Consider the following 20,553-nt stretch of genomic DNA (forward strand, 5'->3'; position numbering starts at 1 on the left):
CCCCAAAGAGAGCAGAAAGGGGCGGCGAAAACTCAACGTTGAAGCGGAACTCCACCACGTCGTCGGCTCACCGACTGCCAAGCTCCTCCTACACCTGGCGAACGCGGCCCTCGACTGCCGCCACCGAGACAGAGCAGGCGCCTTCTAAGCGCCTGCCCTATCACGAAGGCTCCTCGCCTAGACCCAATACCGGTGCTTTAGTGCTTAATTCGTGGGTTTGGGGATGTTTTGGTGGGTTCGACGAGGGTGACGGCGGGGGTGGCCGGGCGAGGTGGGTTGTTGTGTTCGGTGCGTTTGAGTGCCCAGTTGGACATTTTGCGTTTGATCACTCGCGGGTTGGACCGTAACCGCCGTGGTTCCAGGAGGCGTTCGGTGATTTCACGCAGGGTCTGCTTCAGTGCCCGGGTGAGCCGGGAGGGGAGAATCCCGCCTGGCTGGTGGTCTGCCGGCGGACAACGCGCAAGGTGCGGGTGAAGGACATCCGGTCCGGATCCTCCCTCTCCTGCCGGGCGACCTGGTGCATGAGGTCGCGCAGGGCGTGGTGCACCAGGAGGAACCCGAAGATCTCCTGCTCGGCCCCGACCGGATACTGGGAGCGCAGGACGAATCCGGGTCCGCCCAGGTGGATCTTGATCTCGTCGAAGGTCGTCTCGATCTCCCAGCGCTCGGCGTAGAGCGCAGCGAGCTCCATGGCCGGTGCGGTGGCCGGGTCCAGGAGTGTGGTGACCAGCCGGTAAACGGCGCCCTCCCCACCTGGGTCCAAGGCGTATTCGATGACGCGAACCTGTGCCGGGTCGGCCCGCCGGTTCTTGTCCCGGGCGGCAACGATCTCCGACAGATACGAGCCATCGGGCAGCGCGGCCACCACGGGCAGGACCGCGTTGCTCCGGACCCGCCACAACAGGTCCGCGCCGGTCGACGCGGCGGCCCGCCACAGATCGAAGCCGAGGAAGCCCCGATCCGCCAGGAGCAGCATTCCTCTGGTCAGCGAGGGGAACAGACGGCGGGCCAGGGCCGTCTCATGCACCGCCAGTGGCGCGACGTCGGCGGCGAACACGGCGTGGGTGCCGCACTCGACCAGGGCCACGGCCCTGGCCTGCGGATACGCGCTCCTGCCCTGGCCACGCCCCGTTCCCGGCCGTCCGAAAAAGGCGGCGTTGGCCTGTGTATCGGGAAGGTCGAAGGTCGTCCCGTCCACCGACACCAACCGCAGACCCCGAAACCACGCTCCCGTCGTCGCCGGGAGCGCCACGGGCCGACAGACCCTGGCGAACAACGCCTTCATCGGTTCCGCCCCCAGCCGCAACCGGGCCCGTCCAATCGCCCCGCTGGTGGGCACCCGCCACGTCTTCGACCAGCGGCGTTCGCGTTCCAGGCCCTGGGTGAGGAGCCGTCCGACCTCCTCATACCCCTGCCCCGAGAACAGGCACATCGCCAGCACGAAATACATCACCACCCGAGCGGGAAGCAGACGCTGACGTTCCTCGGTGCGTCCACACTCCGCCACCACCTCATCCACCAACTCCGGCGGAAACGCACGCGTGAGCACTCCAAGGGCGATGCGATCCGAAAACCGATCGCCCTCAACTACCTTCAACTGTCCGGGCCTTGGCACACCAACTCAACGAGCCAGCACTATCAAAGTCACCGGTATTGCGCCTAGACCTGTAGAGCGTGAGTCCGCGATGGGTGCAGGAATCAGTGTTCGGTGAGGTCCCGGACGTCCCAGCCCGTGCCGATCACCGCCTCCAGGCACCGGGATGCAGGGTCGAAGTAGCGGATGCCCGCTTCCCTCGCGGCGTCGACCGCCGCGGCCGCCACGTGGTTCTCGGTTGCGCGGTAGAGGTTGCCGATGGCGAAGGCGCCGGAGTTGGTCGCGGCTATCGCGGATGAACTGCCGGTCGACCAGGCCGGCTGCGATGGGCGTCTCATGGCGAGGCCGGTGGCGCCGATTGCCTGGCAGGTCGTGAATGGTGCGAGCTGGGAGGCTGTAGTGGTGCCAGGAGGGGGGAACGCTCCGCGGCTTGTGCCCCTCAGCTCTCGCCTACTCTGGCCATGATCATTCCCAGGCCACCCGCCGGTCTGCCCAGCGCCGGCCGGGGGAATGAACCCGCCCCAAACGCCCCGCTGTCCGTGCTGCCTCCGGGGCCTGACGGCGATACTGCCCCGGTGTATCTACACGCGGGCTCGGCCAGAGTGGCGCAGGAGTTGCTCCGCGGTCAGTTCGACGCGGAGGGAGTCCTCGTCGAACCCATACATGCGGGTGGGGAGGTTCAGGTACTCCGACTTCGAGGGGTAATGGAAGTAGAGGATCTCTCCGCAGACCGGTGCCGCGTCTTTCAGGATGGTGTCCTGGCAGGTGCCGAGGACGGTGATGCCGTATTCGGTGGCGACGCTGCTGATGGCGCTGAGCACCTCCCGGCGATGCTCCTTGCCGAGCGAGTCGCCGAGCTCGTCCAGGATGAGTACCCGTCCCTGGGGATGAGGGGCTGCCAGCAGTGCCGCCAGTACGAGGTTGATGGAAAACAGCTTCTCCTGCGCGGTGTTGGTGACCGTGTCGTAGGAGAGCAGCGGCCCGTTGGGGTTGCGCCGCCACCGCGGGGTAACCGAGCAACGCCAGTGGTGGTCGGCTCCTGCCGGCGGGTCGATGCGGTACGTGAGATCGGCGCCGAATCCCTGGGAGCCGCGGTCGAGCCGGTTCAACGCGGTGGCGATGCTGTCGAGCGCGATGCTGACGCGCTGGATGATGACCGCCTGGGTGTTCTGCAGCTCCTCGCCAAGCTTGTCGACAGACGAGGCGATGAAGTCCTGTTCCCGCTGGCGGGCTTGCCTCAGGGCAGCAATCTCCGACTCCGCTGCGGCGTCGGCGTCCGCCGTGTCGTCGAGCCAGTCGGCGAGGGCGCGGAGGGTGGGCTGGGTACGCACGTCTGGGGCGGCCTCGTGCATCTCGGCAGCGCGGGCCAGGGCGTGGGTGGGGTAGCCCTTGGTGCGGGCTGCCACCCGCAGGACGGTACGGCAGACGTCGATCGTGCCGACGACAGCCTGACGGAGATCGGCGGCGCTGCGGAACTCAGCGGGCTGCCCTGCAGAGACAGCAGTTGACGGAGTAGGGGCTTCGGTGAGGAGTTCGGCATGGTCCTCGGGAAGCCAAATAGCCGGCCATCCCAGCTCTGTCCGGGCGGTCTCCTCGTCGCCGCCAAACAGGCCGATAGCGCGTGCGGTCTGCTCGGTGCCTGCGGAGCCGGTGAGGACCGTGAGACGTTCCTCCAACTCCTTGATCTCTTTGTCCGCGTCGGCGATGTCCCGGTCGAGCGCGAGGATGCGCTGCTCGCGGCCGGCGACGGCTGCCTTCGCCGTGGTGACGAGGTCCGCTGCGGTGTCGGTCCGTTTCTTGAGACCAGGCAGGGCGGCGCGGATCGCCGTGAGGGTGCGTAGCACCACATGGTGCTTCGCGATCGCGTCGGGCATGGACTCGACGGCTACGGCGCAGGCGAGTTGGGCCTCCGTGACGCCGATCCTCGTAGCGAGACCGGAGAGGAGGGAGTTCAGATCGGTCATCCTCCTGAGGGCGGCGTCCCGCAGACTGCGCAGGTGGGCGCATATCGCTTCACGGCCCAGCACCGGTTCGGAAAACGCGCCGACGACATGGACGCCGAGCCCGTGCATGGAGGCGTGCGGCGGTGCGCCTGTCCAGTCACCCTGACTCGACAGGGCGGTAAGGAAGCCGCGGGCGGAGTCGGGGGCGGAAAGAATACCGGCGGGCAGGGCGGGGCTGTCAGAGGAGTCCCCGCCGGCAATGCCGACGGCAGAAGAGGCCACCAGAACTGCTCCCGGATGGTCCCGGAGGGTCTCGACCGCCGCGCTGAGCGCACTTCGGGGTACACAGACGGCCTCCCGCCACGGGTGCAGGACCGCCTCCCACAAGTCCCGTGCGGAGGGGTCGACCTCGGTCCGGTCGTACAGTCCGGCCGCGTCGATGCCCGCGTGCCCCAGAGCCGTAATGAGCTCGCCGACCCTGCCCGCCTGCCCTTCTGTCGCCTTGGCAAGCTCCTGCTCAGCATGGGTGGCATCGCCTTCGGCGATGCGCTGGCCGACTCGTGCGTCCTCCTTCTCGTCGCGCAGGGTCGCGAGGCGCGCCGTCAAGGCGGTTACGGGTTCGCCTGCATGCCGGTCCGCCAATTCGCGCAGCCGGACGAGGTCTGCTTCGGCGTCGGTGAGGCCCCGCTCAGCTGTGAGTTCGTCCCTCTGGCAGGCGAGCCATGCCTCCTGCGCCTGCCGGTGCTCCTCGCTGGCGGCACGTACTGCTGACTCCAGCGCCCGGACGTCCTCGTAGGCGACGCGTTCCCCTCGAAGCGTTCCCCGGGTGCCGCGGGCCGACTCCAGGAGCGCGCAGTTAGCAGGGAGCAATGCTTCGGCGCTGCGCTGCCGTGCGACGGCGTCCAGCACGCACCGGGCCAGGCACGACCGCTGGTCCGCCAGGGCACTGCTCAGCTTGGCGCGCAGGTCTTCGCGCAGCGCCACGGCTTCGAGGAGCTGGTCCTCGCGGGCGAAATCCGTGTCGTGCTGGGTGAGCGCACGATCGTAGTCCTCCCGGCGGTCCGCCAGCTCACGACGTTGCTGCCCGTCGCGCTCCAGGACGCTCGACCGGCCCGAGAGCGTCAGCAGGGCCTCTCCGATGCGGTCCGGCGTGTATGTCGCCGCCTCCAGTTTGAGGAGCGAGGGCCGTGACCGCACCTGACCGCGCGAGGCGACGTAGGCGAGGACCTTCGGCGAACGTCCATACAGGTGCTGTGCGTACTCGCTGGAACCGAGCGGACGGCCGCCGAGCTGCCGGAAGAACTCCGGTGCCGCCCGGTGGCGTTCGCCGTCGTCGCCCTCCGTCAGCAGGTGGACGCCTGGCTGATGGCGGGCTTGGAGGTGCGGCCTTTCGCTGCTGATCTGGAGCCAGACGGTGTGCGGTCGGGTTTCTCCTGCCTCAGCGAACAGGCCCACCACGTAGCCTCGGTCCGCAGCCCCGACGAGCTGCGCGGACGCCCCGGCGACGATCGGTTCGAACAGCAGCGTGGCGGTGTTGGCGGTGCCGTTTCCGGTGGCCTGCCACTCCGGATCGCCGAGCAGCAGGGACACCGCTGCCAGGAAGCTCGTCTTGCCCGATTCGTTGGAGTCCTTTGGTCCACGGCCGGTGACGGCAACGAAGGTTCCCGGGATGAGCGCGACCGGGTCGCTGGTCAACCGTGCGATCCCGAATGTCTGGACGGCGACCAGCGGTCGGGCGCCTATGATCCCGGTGGGGGTGCCGGTTGTGGGGTCGGCCGTCATGGTGACTCCCGGTGCGTAGGGGCCGACTCTTCGGCTGCCCGACGTTCGAGGATGGCGCGGGCCAGGTGGCCATCCGGGCGTCCCGCGATGATCAAGTCCTCCCACAGGGCACTGACGCGTGCGGGGCTCAAGCGCTGGAGGGCCGGACCGGGGACGAAGTTGCCGGGGCCCGCAGTGTCCACCATCCCGGCAGCGCTGAGGGTGCGCAGTGCCTGCCGGATGGTGGTCTGGGCCAACGCGCGGTTGCGGGCCAGTTCGGTCACGGTGACCGGTTGCCTGCGGCTCTCCCACTGGTCGTGCGTGTGGCGTCCCAGCGCACGCGGTAGGGCGACGGTGTGCACTAGGACCAGCGCCAGGACGGCACGTTCCGCGCTGCTCAGCGTCCCCACCCCCGCGGCGCTCAACTCGGCAGCGACGGCGTCGCGGTAGCCGGTGGTCCAGGTGCCGCTGGGAGTGCGGATCAGACAGCGCCCCGTGCCGGCGAGGATCTCCTCGACCTGCGCCCTGGTACCGGGATCTGCGAGTGCGCCGACTTCACGGGCGGTGAGAGGGCCGTGCGCGGTCTCCAGAGCGGTGACCAGGGACTGTGCGACCTGGAGGCTGCTGGACGGGGGCGGCTGGTCTGGGGCGGTCAGGTTCGCCGGGGGAGATACCGGCGCCTCCGCGCGCGGTTGGTCGCTGTCGGAAACGAGCCGCGGCAGCAGGTGGTGCCCCCTTCGCAGCGCGGCCTTCACTGGTCCGGGTAGCGCAGCCACCGCCGGGCCCAGGTGCGACTGGGCGCCGGTGCCGGCGATCAGGCCGTGGCCGGGGAGCACCCGGTCGAGTGCGGCCGCGATCCTGTCGGCCCGGGCCCCCAGGTCAAGACAGGTCTGCGCGACCAGGTCGGCATCGAAGACGTGCCCCGGGTATGGCGGGAGCGACGGGTCGGGCCAGGCCGCTCGCAGGCACATCGCGAACACCAGTCTGATGACGCGGGAGAGCGGAGGAGGCAGCTGACCGCCCAGATGGTCCTCGTTCGGGGCGTTCCCCGCCGGCCATCCGAGGCGCACCGCCGCTTGCGCGTGGTCGGCATCGTGGAACTGGAGCACTGTCCTGCCCGCCAGTGCGGCGGCCTGTGCCGCCCCTTCTACCACTGCAGCATCGGTCGGACACTCGGCCTGGCCCTCAGCCCGGAGGGCTGCGAGCAGCAGGGCTGTCCGGTGCACGATCTCGTCCGTCATCCGTCGTCTCCCGATCCTGGGGAGAGGTGGAGGGTCACCTGGTGGAGGTAGGTGATCGTGGCGGTGCTGTCGACGCGCACCGGAACGGCCAGTTCCACGCGCACCGGAACCTCGGGGTCTTCGTCGCAGGCCAGCAGGTCCACCAGGGTGCGCGCGGCAGCGGGCCAGCCCTGGTCCTCCAAGACGGCGGTGACGTCAGTCTCGGTCAGTCCCGCCAGCAGGTCCTCCACCAACACCTGACGCCGGACAGCTTCGTGAGCTTCTGCCTCCTCCAGCGCGGCGAAGGGGTCCGACCGGCTGTCCCCCCGGGCCTCCGGCGGCGTCGGCCGGCCCTTGGGCGGTGATGACGGCGCGTACTCGGCAGCCGTGTCCACGATCGCCTGGCCGTCAACCCACGGCGGCGGAGCGTCCGAGACGAGCCGGTCGCCGAAGTGGCCCAGTTGCTCCACTCCGGCTGTCCGGGTGAGCTGGTGGTACTCGGCGGGAGTGAGCACGTCGAGGTTCAGGCTTCCGCCGCCGTTGTCCAGGATCTTTCCGACGGCGGCGAGCAGAGCCTGGCGGTAGAACTGAGCAGCCTCGATCAGGGCGGTTGCCGCGTCTTCGAGCACCAGGTGGCCGGAAAACGCGCGTGTGACCAGGCCGTTCAGTGCGACCACCTGCTCGGGGAAGTCGGTTCGGTCGTGCCGCCGCTGAGCGCGGATCAGCTCGCCCAGAGTCGCGTTCACCACCTGTCGCTGTAGGTCGAGCGCGAACACCAGCAGACCGTGTCGGCAGTCCTGCAGTGCCTCCAATGCCTTCACCGGGTCGGGATCAGCGAGCTCGAATAGTTCGCGGGTACGGTCCAGCAGTCCGACCAACTCGTCCACGCCGCCGTACAGCGACAGCCGTTCGGCCGCGAAGGCGCCTGCGAGACCGGCCGGGCGCACGACGTAGCGATCCTGGTGGGCCTTGAGCAGGTACGGTTCCAGGAAGCTCATGTCGATCAGCAGACCGAGGCGGGACTCGACCACGGGCACGGGCCAGCCTCGTCCCGCCGGGCCAAGTAGGTCCAGCAACTGGGCACGGGTGAGCCCGCTGAGGGCGGAGTGCTCGGCGAAAACCGCTACCACATCTCTCGCCAGTCGCACCGCGTCCGGGTCCTTGACGACCACCTCACGATGTGCTGCCAGTGGAGCCACGAACGCACGCCAGTTGGAGAGCCGGTCGGCTGGCGCGAGCATCGCCTCGTCATCCTCGGCGTCGTCCCAGGAGAGCTGAGTCTCGCTCACCGCGCAGTCTCCTGGCCGGGCCAGGACAGACGCCGCTGAGCGAACTGCTCCAGGACCGACGGGAGACCGGGGAGGACCGAGGTGTACTGGGTCTCCTGCTCCCGGGACTCCCCGCTCGCGGCGATGGCGAGGGCGAGTTCGCGGAGATCACCGTCCACCCGCTCGGCAAGCTCGGCGGCGAGAAGGCGGTCGCGCTCTCTCTCCTCCTCCGGCTTCTGGCGCTGTCGGTAGGGGCCTGCCTCCCACTCGTCCACACGCATCCCCACGGCGTGCACCGGCCTGCCCAGACGCCGCGACAGGTTGTCGACAATCGCGATGCCGTCGGCGTCCAGGTCGCACCAGGCAGCAACTGGAAGCGGCGACAGCCAGTCGAGGACCGCCACGAGCTGGTCCGTGGCGTACCCGCTGCCCCACACACAGAGCCAACGTGACGTCAGTTCCGGCAGACGGCGGCAGACCACTCCGAAGGTGTCCGAGTTTTCCACCACCAGCACGCCCACGGCATCGCAGACAGCATTCCCGAGCAGGCGCAGGCTGTTGGCGGGAAGACCGACCCATGGCTGGGCCACCGCCGCGTCGGCAGCCACTGAACCGATGTGCCATGACAGCGGGCCTTTGACGCGGAGCGCGGTGTCCTCCTCGTGCACCGCCTCCTCGAACTCCGACCCCACCAGGTTCGCAAACGCTGCCTGCTGCTGTGCAGTCCACCGTTTGGAGCCACCCAGCGCGAGCGCCGCAAGCTGCCTGAGGGTCACCTCGTCCTCCCCCTGGTCCCGGAGGAACCACCAGGAAGCACCTGCTCGAATCGCGGCCTCGTAGACGGACCACGCCCTCGCCGCCGTCCGGCTGCCTGCGGGCACCACGAGTCCGGCGGCCGAGTCTACCGCTGCCAGCAGTTCGCGCTCCGCAGACAACTGTTCCAGCGGCTCCATCACCTCCATGAGCTCGGCGCGGGCGCGTCGCGGTTCGCGGGTGCCGCGAAGCTCGGCGATGCGGTCCTCCGCCTGGAGTGACCACGCCTGGGACAGTCGCCACTGAGTGGGGGCACCGAGCGCCACCCACTCGTCCACCTCGCAGCGCAGCACTACACCGCCGCATCGCACCAGATCGGTCGCCACCTGCATGGCGTCCTCTCTGAACCGACCCACCACCGTGCTCCACGCGCGGCGCTCCGCCGCGAGCACCCACAGCAGGTCGGCAGAGGACAACACGGACGGGGGCTCGAACAGGTCGGCAGGACACCCCGGGACGAGGTCGACGGCGTACACCCGCAGGCGCCCGCGACGGTCACGAGGCAGCCGGTCCTCTCTGGACCGCCTGACAGGTACCGTGACTGCACTGACACCAGCCGGAAGGCCGCCGACACCAATCGAAATACGGCCGTACGCCTCGCCGAACAGCATTCCCTGTCCCGTGTGCTGCCCCACAAGATCCTTCTCCCCGTAGCTGCAGTGATCGTCCACGGCACCCAGGAGATCAGGGTGATCAGCGCACGATATGACGCCAAGGGTAGACAGTCAGTGACTGAATTTCACACGATCTGCATCGCTGGAACCCGCAAGGGGTTGCAGTCGTCGCATTCTGAGCAACATCTGACGTGGAGTCCGGAGCGGTGGCCGGTGCAGTGCGCACGCCCCCAGGGCAGGTGCTGAGCGACTGAGCGCAGTCGTTCGCCCGCTCCGCCACGGACGACCGGAACCGGCTGTGGAGCGACAACGGCGGCCCGGCGTCTACTCCCGGTCCAAAACCTGGTCCACGGCGAAAGTGATCCATAGCCTGATAGAGGCTCTGATCGCGGGGACCGCCGCCCGGGACCGGTGGGGCGGGAACTGGTCAGTGTGGACTCGGCTGGCCGTGCGCGCACCACGACTCTGCCGGGCCAGCGGTGGCCCGGGAGACTCTTGATGCCCTCGAGCAGGCCATGACCGAGGAAGAGCGCTCCGCTTCCAGGGCAGTTGCCCGTGTGGAGCGTGGTCCAGCGCCAGACCGCGAGTACACCGCCACACCGCAGGAGCCGGCCGGGGCTCAACGTCGGAACATTCTCAGTTTTTCTGTCCCGCCGCGAAGATCGACGGGACACCTGACCAGCCCCTCAGCTCAACTGACGATCCATCAGGACGAGCGTCAAATGAGCGTCGAGATACCTCCGCGAGCGTCATTTCAGCGTCAAGATATCGCCCGTAACGCGCATAGGGCACATCACGCACACCCGATAAAACCGCAGGTCAGCGGCCCTTTTCGGCAGGCTCAAGGATCGCGACGCACTCAACATGATGGGTCATGAGGACCAGCCCGTCTGAGGCCACGGTCGACACAGCAGCGCGGGGACCTTGTTGCCCGCTGTCCGAGGGTCTCGGTAGGAATATCGGAGTGCGATACGGAGGCAGGATGTCGGAATTTTCTGATACGGATCGGCTCTTGTGGGCGAAGACGTGGCGGCGGAGTCGTTGGTCGCCCGATGTGTCGCCTGGGGCTTTGTGGCATTCGTTGATCGCGCATGTGTGGGACAGCGGTCATACGGGCGGTTGGTTGTGGGATCACTTTCTCGCGCTTCAGGTCCAGCGGTTGCTTGGTGCGGACCTTGCCGAGGATGTTGAGTCGGCTCGTGTTCGGTTGGCGTGGCTGGCGGCGTTACATGATCTGGGGAAGGCGACGCCGTCTTTCGCCAGCCTGGATAGCGAGCGGCGAGCGGAACTGGTGGCTGCTGGGCTGACGGTGGATCTGTCCGTCAGGGGCTCACTTCCCCACAGTTGGCTGTCAGGGCGTTTGATCTTCGACATGTTGTGCGCCGAGGGGTGGGATGCCGAGGCTGCCGAGTTCGTGGCCTTGACGCTGGCTGGCCATCATGGGGTGTTCCCCCGGGTGGGTTGGCTGGATGAGGGCATCCGGACTAAGCGGCGGGGTACCGGTGCCTGGCTGCCGGCGCAGGATGCCGTGCACAGGGCAGCTGTAGAAGGCAGCGGAGCTGAGCTGTTTCTGGACAGGTGGTGCCAAAGTATGCCGTCGGTGCCGGCCCAGTTGGTGCAGGCTGGCGCGGTGACGCTGGCGGACTGGCTGGCCAGTAACGAGGATCTCTTCCCTTATGAAGGCCGTTTGCCGGACGGGTATATGAGGACCTCCGCCTCCCGCGTCCAGCGCGCAGGTGAGGTCATGGGGGTGCGGGCAGCTTGGAAGCCGGATCCAGAAAGCGCTCGGTTGCCGGTGCGTGCGCTCTACCGGTCTCGGTTCGGCATTGCTGAGCCGCGTTCCGTACAGGAGGCGATCTGTACGGTCGCCGGCTCGGTGGATAGTCCCGGGCTCCTGATCCTTGAAGCGCCCATGGGCGAAGGCAAGACAGAGGGCGCCCTGGCAGCGGTGGAAGTGCTAGCCGCCCGGCTGGGCGCTAACGGGGTGTTCTTCGGTCTGCCCACGCAGGCGACGGCGAATCAGATGTTCGGGCGGGTCGTGAAGTGGTTGGAGCGACAGGGGGCCGACACGACGGTGGCACTAGCGCATGGGAAGGCGGCGCAGCAGGAGGACTACCGGGCTCTTTTGAGTAGTGCTGTGGGGGCGGACGAGTGCACGGGGATGATCGCGTCGCAGTGGATCCAGGGCCGTTATCGGGCGCTGCTGGCCCCGGTGGTGGTGGCCACGGTCGATCAGTTGCTGCTGGCGGGCCTCGCGTCGCGCTACGTGTCGGTGCGGATTTTGGGTCTGGCGGGGAAGGTGGTGGTCCTGGACGAAGTGCACGCTTACGACGCATACATGTCCGGGCTGCTGAAGAGGGTCCTGGAGTGGCTCGGTGCGTGCGGTGTACCGGTGGTGTTGCTGTCGGCGACTCTGCCCACCAGGCAGCGGCAGGAGCTGCTCGATGCGTATGCAGGGCGGCGATTGGTACTGGCAAACGACGAGGCGTATCCGCGCCTGACATGGGCTGAGGCCCCCGGTAGCGGCCGACCAGGCTCGCGGCCGCAGGTCACTACCGCGACGACGGATCGCGGGCTGGCGTTGCAGGTGGAGATGCTGCCGGAGCCGGATGCCACTGCAGTCGTGGACTATGCCGCGGGCATGCTGTCGGAGGGCGGGTGCCTCCTGGTCATCCGCAACACGGTCGACCGTGCGCAGAAGCTGGCATCGCAACTGCGAGAGGTGCTCGGGAACGAGGCCGTCACGCTGATGCACGCACGGTATACGGTGGCCGACCGCCGGCGCCTGGAGACAAGGCTGATCGAACGGTTCGGGCCAGCCGGGACGCGGCCTGTGCCGCACGTGGTAGTTGCCACGCAAGTGGTCGAACAGTCCTTGGACGTGTCTTTCGACGGGCTCATCACGGACCTGTGCCCCATTGACCTGCTCTTCCAGCGCATTGGCCGGATGCACCGGCATCTGGTGGCCAACCGCCCGAGATTGCTCTCGGAGGCTCGGGTCGTCGTGACCGGCTACCGGGTGAGCGTCGACGCGCCACCTTCGGTCCCGGCCGGATCGCGCACCGTGTACGGGGATCACCTGTTGTGGCGAACAGCAGCGGTATTGCTGGACCGGGGAGTGCTGGAGATGCCAGATGCCATTCCAGAGCTGGTCAACCGTGTCTACGGCGAGGAAAGGTTGGGACCGGAATCCTGGCAGGAGCAGTTGGCTGATGCGGCGCGCCAGGATGAGGCAGATCGTGACCGGATGGCGACGCTGGCGACACAGGTGACTCTGCCCAGTCCGCGCGATGTGGAGACCCTGGCGGACCTCCACAGGGATGCCGCCTTCAGTGGTGAGGACGATGACGGCACGACGCAGGTCCAAGCGCTGGTGCGGCTCGGGAAGCCGTCGTTGGAGGTGATCCTGATGCGTGAGGGGGTCGCTGCAGGCACGGCCGCGACCGTCTCCGCTGGAGAAGTCTCAGTGGTGTCGCTGGGAAGCCTGCCGGATCCAGATGGAGTCGAGATGGTGCTGGACCAGGCTATCCGGTTGCCCGGGTGGTCGCAGGAGCTGACGGACGCCGCGCGCGCAGCTGCCTTCACTCTGGAGGCGTGGCGGGAATCGGCGTGGCTGGGCTCGGTCCGAGTGCTCCTCCTGCCAGCGGATGGCCAGCCCCTGCAGTTGGGGCGCAAGAGGGTCACTTACTCCTCGCAGGATGGCCTGCGGATCGCCTGATCGGTCTCCTCTCAGCCTGTTTTTGCAGTTCATCGCCCGTTGTCAGTGGGGTCCTGTAGGTATGTGAGTCCGCGCCAGGCACTTGAAAGACGCCTGGACGCAGGGTGATTCGTCATGCCTACGCGCTGGAGCGGTATGAAATTCAACCTGGTCGACGACGACTGGATCCCGGTCGTCTTCACCGACGGCACTTCTGCGGAGGTATCCCTGCGCAGCGTCCTGACACGCGCTGGGGAAATTCGGAGCCTGGCGCTGGACGCCCCTTCCCAAATTCCGCCGGTCATCCGGCTATTGCTGGCTGTACTGCATCGCGCGCTGCAAGGGCCCACTGGTGAGAAGCAGTGGGTCTCCTGGTGGGAGGCCGGGGCCTTCGACGCCGAGGTGATCGAGTCGTATCTCGGTGAGCACCAGTCAAGGTTCGGCCTGTTCGACGCGCAGGCGCCTTTCATGCAGGTGGGAGGGCTGGAGGCGCTCAACGGAAAGACGAAGACCCCAGCACTGCTGCTTCCGCATATCGCCAGTGGGAACAACGTGCCGCTGTTCTCGGCGGAACGCGATGACCGGCCGGCCACGTTGTCTCCGGCACATGCTGCACGGTGGCTGCTGCATGCCCATGCCTGGGACACCGCGGCGATCAAGACCGGAGCCGTGGGCGACGACCAGGCGGTCAACGGTAAGACCCTGTCCAACCCCGTCGGATCGCTCGGCCAGCTCGGCGTGGTCATGCCCATGGGACCTACGCTGTGGCATTCCCTGATGTGCAACCTTCTGCCTCTCACAAGCTCTGAGAGCGGGGGGACGGACTTGCCGGTGTGGGAGCGTCCCCCTCTGTCGGCACGGTGGTCGGAGCGGGCGCCGCAAGGACGGCTCGAGCTGTTCACCTGGCCTGCACGCCGCATCCGTCTGATCCCCAAACCCGACCCGGAGGCGCCGGGGCAGATCGTGGTGTGGCAGGTCGTGGTCTGTGCTGGGGACCGGCTCTCATTGGAGACCGGTCAGGACCTTCGAGCGTGGATGCGCAGTGAACCGCATTCGGCGTGGAAGCGCAGCTCGAACCTGGAGAAGAAGCGCAGCTTCCCCTTGGTGTACTGGCCCGTGCGCCACCAAGTTGAGCGGCAATTGTGGCGTGGGCTGGGCCCACTTCTGGCACGCGCGGAACCGACCACCGCATCAGCAGTCCGGGACGCGCCGACGTTCCAGGGCCCTGCGGTGCTATCTCAACTGGGCAGCAGAGCACGCATGACAGCCCTGAAAGGCATGCCTCTGAACGTTCTCGCGGTCGGCTTCGAGTACGGCAACCAGAGTGCGGTGATCAACGAGGCTTACGGGGACGTGCTCCCTCTGCCCGTGATCGTTCTTTCCGCCCAAAATGAGGACTGGCGCCACGCCGTGCTCGACGCGGTCAGGGCTACCGCCGCTGCTGTGCACGCGCTCGCGAAGCTGGCGGAGAACCTGGCAGTTGCCTCAGGGTGCCGCCCTTCCGAGGAGGGCCTGCTGGCCGGGCACCGGGAGCGCGCCCGAGAGACCGCGTACGCCGCCCTGGACACTCCATTCCGACGGTGGCTGTCCTCACTGGCCGAGAGCGACGCCGACATCGATCAAACCCTCGATCTATGGGCGAACGAGGCCCGGACCATCATCCGGGCCAGGTCCGGCACGCTCCTGAACGCCACCAGCCCGTCAGCGTGGCATGGCCATGAAACAGAGGACGGCCAGGTCATGGACGCGTCCCTCGCAGAAATCTATTTCCACAGTGCTCTGCACAGAGCACTGCACGAACTTTTCGCCTCTGAAGACGGACCGGACGACCTGGAGCCACCCACGCCATGACCACGACCACGACCAGCAACAAGAAGCCCTCCACCGAGCCACCTGCATGGCACAAACGCCTCGTCACCCAACTCCGGGCCATCGACCGGGACCCGGCACTTGCCGCCGCCTGTCGCCGAGGACGCAACAGGGAGCCCCTCGATGAGCTGGACATGCACCAGCCCATCTCCTACGTCCTGGAGGGCAACGAAAACACGCCGCTCGCCGAGTACGTGCCCTCATGGCAGCGCGACGACGTCATCGCGGCCGTTCACCACACCCTCGCCTTGTACGCATGCCACGCGCAGTCCAAGTCCGCCTCGGTGCACCGAGACGGCATCTCCCTCGGGGCAGCCGTCCGCAGGCTGCAGAACGCAATGCCGTCGAAGGACGGTGCGTCCAGGCGCTTTCGCGCTGCCCAAGGTGCCGACTCGATGACCGAGCTGACCAGTCACGTGCGCTTCCTCGTCTCGCTCATGCGCACCTACAACGTGGCTCTGGACTACGTCGCGCTGGCCGACGCCCTCGCGGGCTGGCACTTCCCCGCCCGGCGGCAGGGCCTCAAGCGCATCTGGGGCATGGACTTCCACCGCACCCCTCACAAGCCCACCGACGCAACCACCGAACCGATCAAGGAGTAGTGCCATGGCCTTCCTCGACATCCACATCCTTCAGAACGTGCCGCCCTCCAACATCAACCGGGACCAGGACGGCAGCCCCAAGACTGCCGTCTTCGGCGGAGTCAGGCGCGCACGCGTCTCCTCACAGGCGTGGAAGCGTGCCACCCGCACCGCGTTCGAGGCAGACGGAGCACTGGCCGGGGAGGACGCCGTCCGTACCAGGCAACTCCCCCAGATGATCGCGGACGAACTCGCGCAGAAGACACCGGCCCTCGCCGGCAAGGCGGATGCCATCGGCATGGCAGCGGCGTTCGCGATGTTCAAAGTCGCCGCGAAGAAACCCTCCACGAAGAAGGACTCCACCGGCGCACCGGCCGAAGACCGGCCCGTCACCGAATACCTCCTCTTCCTTGGCCGCACCCAGATCAGCACCGTCGTCAACGCCCTGACCACCAAGGCCGACGCGCTCGCCGCCGCGAAAACCGACAAGGCGATCGCGGACATCGTGGGTTCGCTGGGTCTGAAGGACCTCGGCGTGTCAGCCCACCCGGGGGCGGTGGCACTCTTCGGCCGGATGGTCGCCAATTCGCCGGACACCGGAGTGGACGCCGGCTGCCAGGTCGCGCACGCCATCTCCACCCACGAAGCGATCACCGAGTTCGACTACTTCACCGCCGTCGACGACTTGCAGAAGGAGGACAACAGAGGCGCCGGCATGATCGGGTCCCTGGAGTTCAACTCCGCGACCCTCTACCGCTACGCCACCCTCGACCTGCGCACCCTGCACGCCAACCTCGACAACGACCACGACAGCACCGTGAAGTCCGCCCTCGGCTTCGTACGCGCCTTCACCTCCAGCATGCCCACCGGCAAGGCCAACACCTTCGCCCACCACACCCGCCCCGAAGTCATCGTCCTCAGCCTGCGCGAAGACCGCCCCGTCAGCCACGTCGACGCCTTCGAACGCCCCATCGCCCGCAGCTCCGACGGCTACCTCACCGCCTCCGCCGAGGCCCTGTTCACGCACATCCACGACGCAGACAAACAGTGGGGCGATACCCCAGCCTGGTCCGCCGCCGTCTACCCCTCCGCGCTACGCAACACCGGCCCGAACCCGCCTGCACCCACTACGTGGAAGACCGCCCTCGACGAGGCTCAGAAGGCCATCACCTCGGCACTGCCCAAGGCTGCGACCACATGAGTGTCCTGACCCTGCGGCTCGCCGGCCCACTGCAGTCCTGGGGCATCGACAGCCGGCACACCATCCGCGCCACCCTCCCCTACCCAAGCAAGTCGGGCGTCATCGGGCTCCTGGCAGCCGCCTGCGGCGTCCCTCGAGACTGCAGCGCCTCGGAAACCACTGGCCTCACCCTCGCCGACCTCGCCCCGCTCCGCCTCGCAGTACGCGCGGACCAGCCCGGCGAACTCCTCGTGGACTACCACACCGTCAGCGGCGCCTCCCACGCCCCCACCGAGCCCGCCCAGCAACGCCTGCCCAAAGCCGACAACGGCCGACTGCAGGTCAAGGAATCCACCAAGATCACCCGACGCCACTACCTGAGCGACGCCGTCTTCACCGCCTACCTCGAAGGCGACGCCGAGACACTCGCCACGACGGCGCACGCCCTCCAGCGGCCCCGGTTTCCTCCCTTCCTCGGCCGCCGCTCCTGCCCGCCCAGCAAACCCCTTTTCATGGGGCTCCAACACCAGACCTGCCTCGACGACGCACTGCGCACCACGCCCTGGCAGGCCAGCGACCGGACGATCGCCCGCCACCACGCCCGGGGGCAGTCCAGCATCAGGCTGGACACCGTCATCGAAGATCTGGCAGGAACCGATGTCCTGCCCGACCAGCCGCTCGCGCCGACCACTCCCTTCCGGCGCCGGTACACCGAACGCCCCGTCCGGCACGGGCACATCACCCTGCCCCTGTCGACCCAGAAAGCTGCCCACGACCCCTTCGACCTGCTCGGCTGACAGGACCCGCCATGTACCTCACCCGCGCCTACATCAACCCCCGCCGCCAAGGCGCCATCAAACTCATCGGCAACCCACGAGCCCTCCACGCCCTCATCATGGGCTGCTTCCCCGACCAAACCCCCACCCCACCTGGCCAAACACCACCCCGAATCCTCTGGCGCCTCGACAGCGACGACACCCGCCGCCCCACCCTGTGGACCGTCTCGCCCACCCGCCCCGACTTCACCCAGCTCATCGAAGACGCCGGATGGCCCGCCGCCGAAACACCCCAATGGGAAACGAAGCCCTACACCCCTCTCCTCAACCACATCCAAAAAGGCCAGCGCTACGCCTTCCGCCTCACCGCCTCTCCCACACGCCGCACCGCCTCCCCCGGGCCCAACCAACGCGGCCGCCGCCTCCCCCACACCACCACGCACAACCAACTGCGCTGGCTCACCGAACGCGCCGAACGAAACGGCTTCACCATCCCCCCGGCCGGCAACCCCGACGACCTCGGACCCGACGGCGCAATCCCTCTGCAACTCCAGCTACGCCACCGCGGCAAGAACACCTTCACTAAAACCGACCACCAGGACAAACGCATCCGCGTCGCACTCACCACAGCCACCTACGAAGGAGCCCTCCACGTCACCGACCCCGACGCACTCCGCACCCTCCTCACCACCGGCATCGGCCAAGGCCGCGCCTACGGCTGCGGCCTCCTCACCCTCGCCCGCCTCCCAGAACCCACGCAAAGAAGCGGCAAAGCCATCCGATAGGCGCAGGTGGCGAAGGGTCCGCTCCGCGTACGCGGAGATGCTCCGCCGCCACGAACTTCTGGGGACGCATCGCGATCGTCCGCTCCGCGTACGCGGAGATGCTCCGATCGGGTGCGCACAGCAATCTCGTAATAGAGAGTCCGCTCCGCGTACGCGGAGATGCTCCGTGGTCCGGGTACGGCAGTATGCGGCCCCGGGTGTTCGCTCCGCGTACGCGGAGATGCTCCGAAGACCTGCGCGCCGACGGCCGGGTAGTCGCTGTCCGCTCCGCACATGCGGAGGTGTTCCGATGACCCCAACGTGAGAGGTCAGATATCAGAAGTCCGCTCCGTTGTTCCGTTCAAGGCCAAGATGGACAGCGGCCACCAGGGGTCCGCTCCGCGTACGCGGAGATGTTTCGACGGTCGTGCACTGGGTGCTGATCACCCGCCAGTCCGCTCCGAGTGCACGGAGATGCTCCAACGGCCGGCGGCGGCATCGGTCAGGCCATCTCGTCTGCTCCGCGTACGCGGAGATGCTCCGGCGTACCCAGTGGGGTGGGAACGGGAACTCGGGTCCGCTCCGCGCACGCGGAGATGCTCCGCAGATCGATTCGATCATGGAGGCGCGCGCCTTGTCCGCTCCGCGTACGCGGAAATGCTCCGGAGGGCGAGGTCATCCTGCTGCGCTGGTCCAGGTCCGCTCCGCGTACGCGGAGATGCTCCGGACAAGGTGACGGGCGCTTCCTCCGACAAGAGTCCGCTCCGCGTCGGCGGATATATTCGAATGACGGTCGCTAAGGGCAGCTCGTACCACCCGTCCGCTCCGCATCGGAGGTGTTCCCATGGTGATGCCTGTCGCGATGCTCGTCCTGATGTCCGCCCTCGGTGCGCATCCCGCCGGCGGGGTTGTTCGCTCCGCGTACGCGGAGATGCTCCGGCGCGTGCTTCCTCCAGCGACGGAAAGCCCTCTTCCGCTCCGCGTGGCGGAGATGTTCCGTACATCAACGAGATGACTGCTGCGCTGCGGGGGTCCGCTCCGCGTACGCAAGAATGTTCCGCTCGTACGGCCCGCAGCTTCCTTCTCCCGGCCGGTCCGCTCCGCGTACGGGGAGATGCTCCGCGATGCGAGGACTTCGTCTTGTCCCCGATTACGTCTGCTCCGCGTACGCGGAAATGTTCCGTGACCCCAGGTGATGCCCGTGCGGCTCTAGCCGTCCTCTCCGCGTACGCGGAGATGTTCCGGAACCTGACAGGCGTGGCGCGCACTTTCGCTCCGCCAGGCGGAGATGTTCCGATGGTCTCCTGGACGTACTCCAGGGCCGGGGAGTTCGCTCCGCGAACGCGGAGGTGTTCCGGGCCCCCGCGCCATCGTGGCCTTGCTGCCAGCGTACGCGGAGGTGCTCCGTCGTAGATCATGGCGCGGATGGCCACGTGCTGGTTCGCTTCGCGGTCACGGAGATGTTCCGATGGTGATGCCTGTCGCGATGCTCGTCCCAATGTTCGCTCCGCGTACGCGGAGGTGCTCCGAATGCCTGGTCCGGAACGCTCGACTGGAGCTGGTTCGCTCCGCGTACGCGGAGATGTTCCGTGGGGTGCCACGGTTGAGGACCGTGCGCGACTGTTCGCTCCGCGTACGCGGAGATGCTCCCCGCCATCCGCGTGCGTCAACGGGCCGTCCCGTCGCCCGCTCCGCGTACGCGGAGATGTTCCGCCCTGCGCCTGCTGCTCCAGTCCGGTAGCCCAGTCCGCTCCGCCTACATGGAGATGCTTCGTTCGTGAAGTTCAACTTCGACGAGATCAAACGGTCCGCTCCGCGTGCGTGGAGATGCTCCGAAGCCGGTCCGGTTCATCATCGAGAACGTTTAGTCCGCTCTGCGTACGCGGAGTTGTTCCGGGATGGTCCAGCACATCCAAGGTGCTGGCGCGGTCCGCTCCGCACACGCGGAAGTGCTCCGAACCCGATCACCGGGGAAAAGAATGTGTTTGAGTTCGCTCCGCGCCCGCGGAAATGCTCCGGCGTACCAGTGTGGTGGGCACGGGAACCCGAGGTCCGCTCCGCGTACGCAGAGATGATCTCAGCCATCCGCGTGCGTCAATGGGCCGTCCCGAGTCCGCTCCGCATACGCGGATATGCTCCGAGGAAGGCCGGGGGCACGGCCCGACTTTGGCGTACGCGGAGGTGTTCCGTACCAGGCGTCCGAGTCGCCGCCCTGGAGGTTGGCTCCGCGTACGCGGACATGTTTCGTGGGGTGCTACCTACATCGGTTGGACGCCGCTGTTCGCTCCGCATACGCGGAGGTGTTCCAGGGTGCGGGTAGCGCAGCCAGAGGATCTCCTCGTTGGTTCCGCGTACGCGGAGGTGTTCCGGCGTACTGGCGGCGGCGCGCCACGAAGGCCGGGTTCGCTGCGCGTACGCGCAGATGTTCCGATGAACGGCAGCCGCACGCGGTAGCGGTTCAGGTTCGCTCCGC

The 20,553-nt window shown here is 67.6% G+C and carries 12 protein-coding genes and 1 CRISPR repeat array; of the genes, 6 read left to right on the plus strand and 6 right to left on the minus strand.

The genetic code is table 11. The annotated features are described in order from the left end of the window. Positions 1 to 394: 394 nt before the first annotated feature. The 6 genes from ACZ7IB_RS33680 to ACZ7IB_RS33705 form a co-directional block, all read right to left on the minus strand. Complete coding sequence (locus tag ACZ7IB_RS33680; protein WP_470917778.1) at positions 395 to 1,615, minus strand: IS4 family transposase; 1,221 nt, start codon at positions 1,613 to 1,615, stop codon at positions 395 to 397. A gap of 83 nt (positions 1,616 to 1,698) precedes the next feature. Further along, the gene (locus ACZ7IB_RS33685) at positions 1,699 to 1,932 is read right to left on the minus strand and encodes a hypothetical protein (RefSeq protein ID WP_470917780.1); all 234 of its coding nucleotides are present in this window, start codon (positions 1,930 to 1,932) and stop codon (positions 1,699 to 1,701) included. A 243-nt stretch (positions 1,933 to 2,175) separates the two neighbouring features. Next, positions 2,176 to 5,319 (minus strand): hypothetical protein, encoded by a 3,144-nt coding sequence (locus tag ACZ7IB_RS33690; RefSeq protein ID WP_470917781.1) that lies wholly within the window; start codon positions 5,317 to 5,319, stop codon positions 2,176 to 2,178. Beyond that, entirely contained in the window at positions 5,316 to 6,539 is a 1,224-nt protein-coding gene (locus ACZ7IB_RS33695; protein ID WP_470917783.1) for a hypothetical protein, read from the minus strand. The genes ACZ7IB_RS33690 and ACZ7IB_RS33695 overlap by 4 nt, the downstream gene beginning before the upstream one ends. Next, on the minus strand, positions 6,536 to 7,807 hold the full coding sequence (locus tag ACZ7IB_RS33700; protein WP_470917785.1) for a hypothetical protein: 1,272 nt from the start codon (positions 7,805 to 7,807) through the stop codon (positions 6,536 to 6,538). Before ACZ7IB_RS33700 ends, ACZ7IB_RS33695 begins: the two co-directional genes overlap by 4 nt. Continuing rightward, positions 7,804 to 9,018, minus strand: a complete 1,215-nt coding sequence (locus ACZ7IB_RS33705; RefSeq protein WP_470917787.1) for a Wadjet anti-phage system protein JetD domain-containing protein — start codon at positions 9,016 to 9,018, stop codon at positions 7,804 to 7,806. Before ACZ7IB_RS33705 ends, ACZ7IB_RS33700 begins: the two co-directional genes overlap by 4 nt. A gap of 1,177 nt (positions 9,019 to 10,195) precedes the next feature. Here ACZ7IB_RS33705 and cas3 point away from each other — a divergent pair. From cas3 to cas6e, 6 genes are all read left to right on the plus strand, one after another. After that, positions 10,196 to 12,931 (plus strand): CRISPR-associated helicase Cas3', encoded by a 2,736-nt coding sequence (gene cas3, locus ACZ7IB_RS33710; RefSeq protein WP_470917789.1) that lies wholly within the window; start codon positions 10,196 to 10,198, stop codon positions 12,929 to 12,931. A gap of 114 nt (positions 12,932 to 13,045) precedes the next feature. Continuing rightward, entirely contained in the window at positions 13,046 to 14,761 is a 1,716-nt protein-coding gene (gene casA, locus ACZ7IB_RS33715; RefSeq protein WP_470917791.1) for a type I-E CRISPR-associated protein Cse1/CasA, read from the plus strand. Continuing rightward, complete coding sequence (gene casB, locus ACZ7IB_RS33720) at positions 14,758 to 15,381, plus strand: type I-E CRISPR-associated protein Cse2/CasB (protein ID WP_470917793.1); 624 nt, start codon at positions 14,758 to 14,760, stop codon at positions 15,379 to 15,381. The genes casA and casB overlap by 4 nt, the downstream gene beginning before the upstream one ends. Positions 15,382 to 15,385: 4 nt before the next feature. Then, positions 15,386 to 16,561, plus strand: a complete 1,176-nt coding sequence (cas7e, locus tag ACZ7IB_RS33725; protein WP_470917794.1) for a type I-E CRISPR-associated protein Cas7/Cse4/CasC — start codon at positions 15,386 to 15,388, stop codon at positions 16,559 to 16,561. Then, positions 16,558 to 17,337 carry a type I-E CRISPR-associated protein Cas5/CasD gene (gene cas5e, locus ACZ7IB_RS33730; protein WP_470917796.1) on the plus strand — a complete coding sequence of 260 codons (780 nt, stop codon included), beginning with the start codon at positions 16,558 to 16,560 and terminating at the stop codon, positions 17,335 to 17,337. Before cas7e ends, cas5e begins: the two co-directional genes overlap by 4 nt. Before the next feature lie 11 nt (positions 17,338 to 17,348). Further along, positions 17,349 to 18,101 carry a type I-E CRISPR-associated protein Cas6/Cse3/CasE gene (gene cas6e, locus ACZ7IB_RS33735; protein ID WP_470917798.1) on the plus strand — a complete coding sequence of 251 codons (753 nt, stop codon included), beginning with the start codon at positions 17,349 to 17,351 and terminating at the stop codon, positions 18,099 to 18,101. Positions 18,102 to 18,117: 16 nt separating this feature from the next. After that, positions 18,118 to 18,391: a CRISPR direct-repeat array (repeat unit 29 nt; unit sequence GTCCGCTCCGCGTACGCGGAGATGCTCCG). Positions 18,392 to 20,553: the final 2,162 nt, after the last annotated feature.

This window comes from Streptomyces sp. NPDC037301, assembly GCF_055602785.1.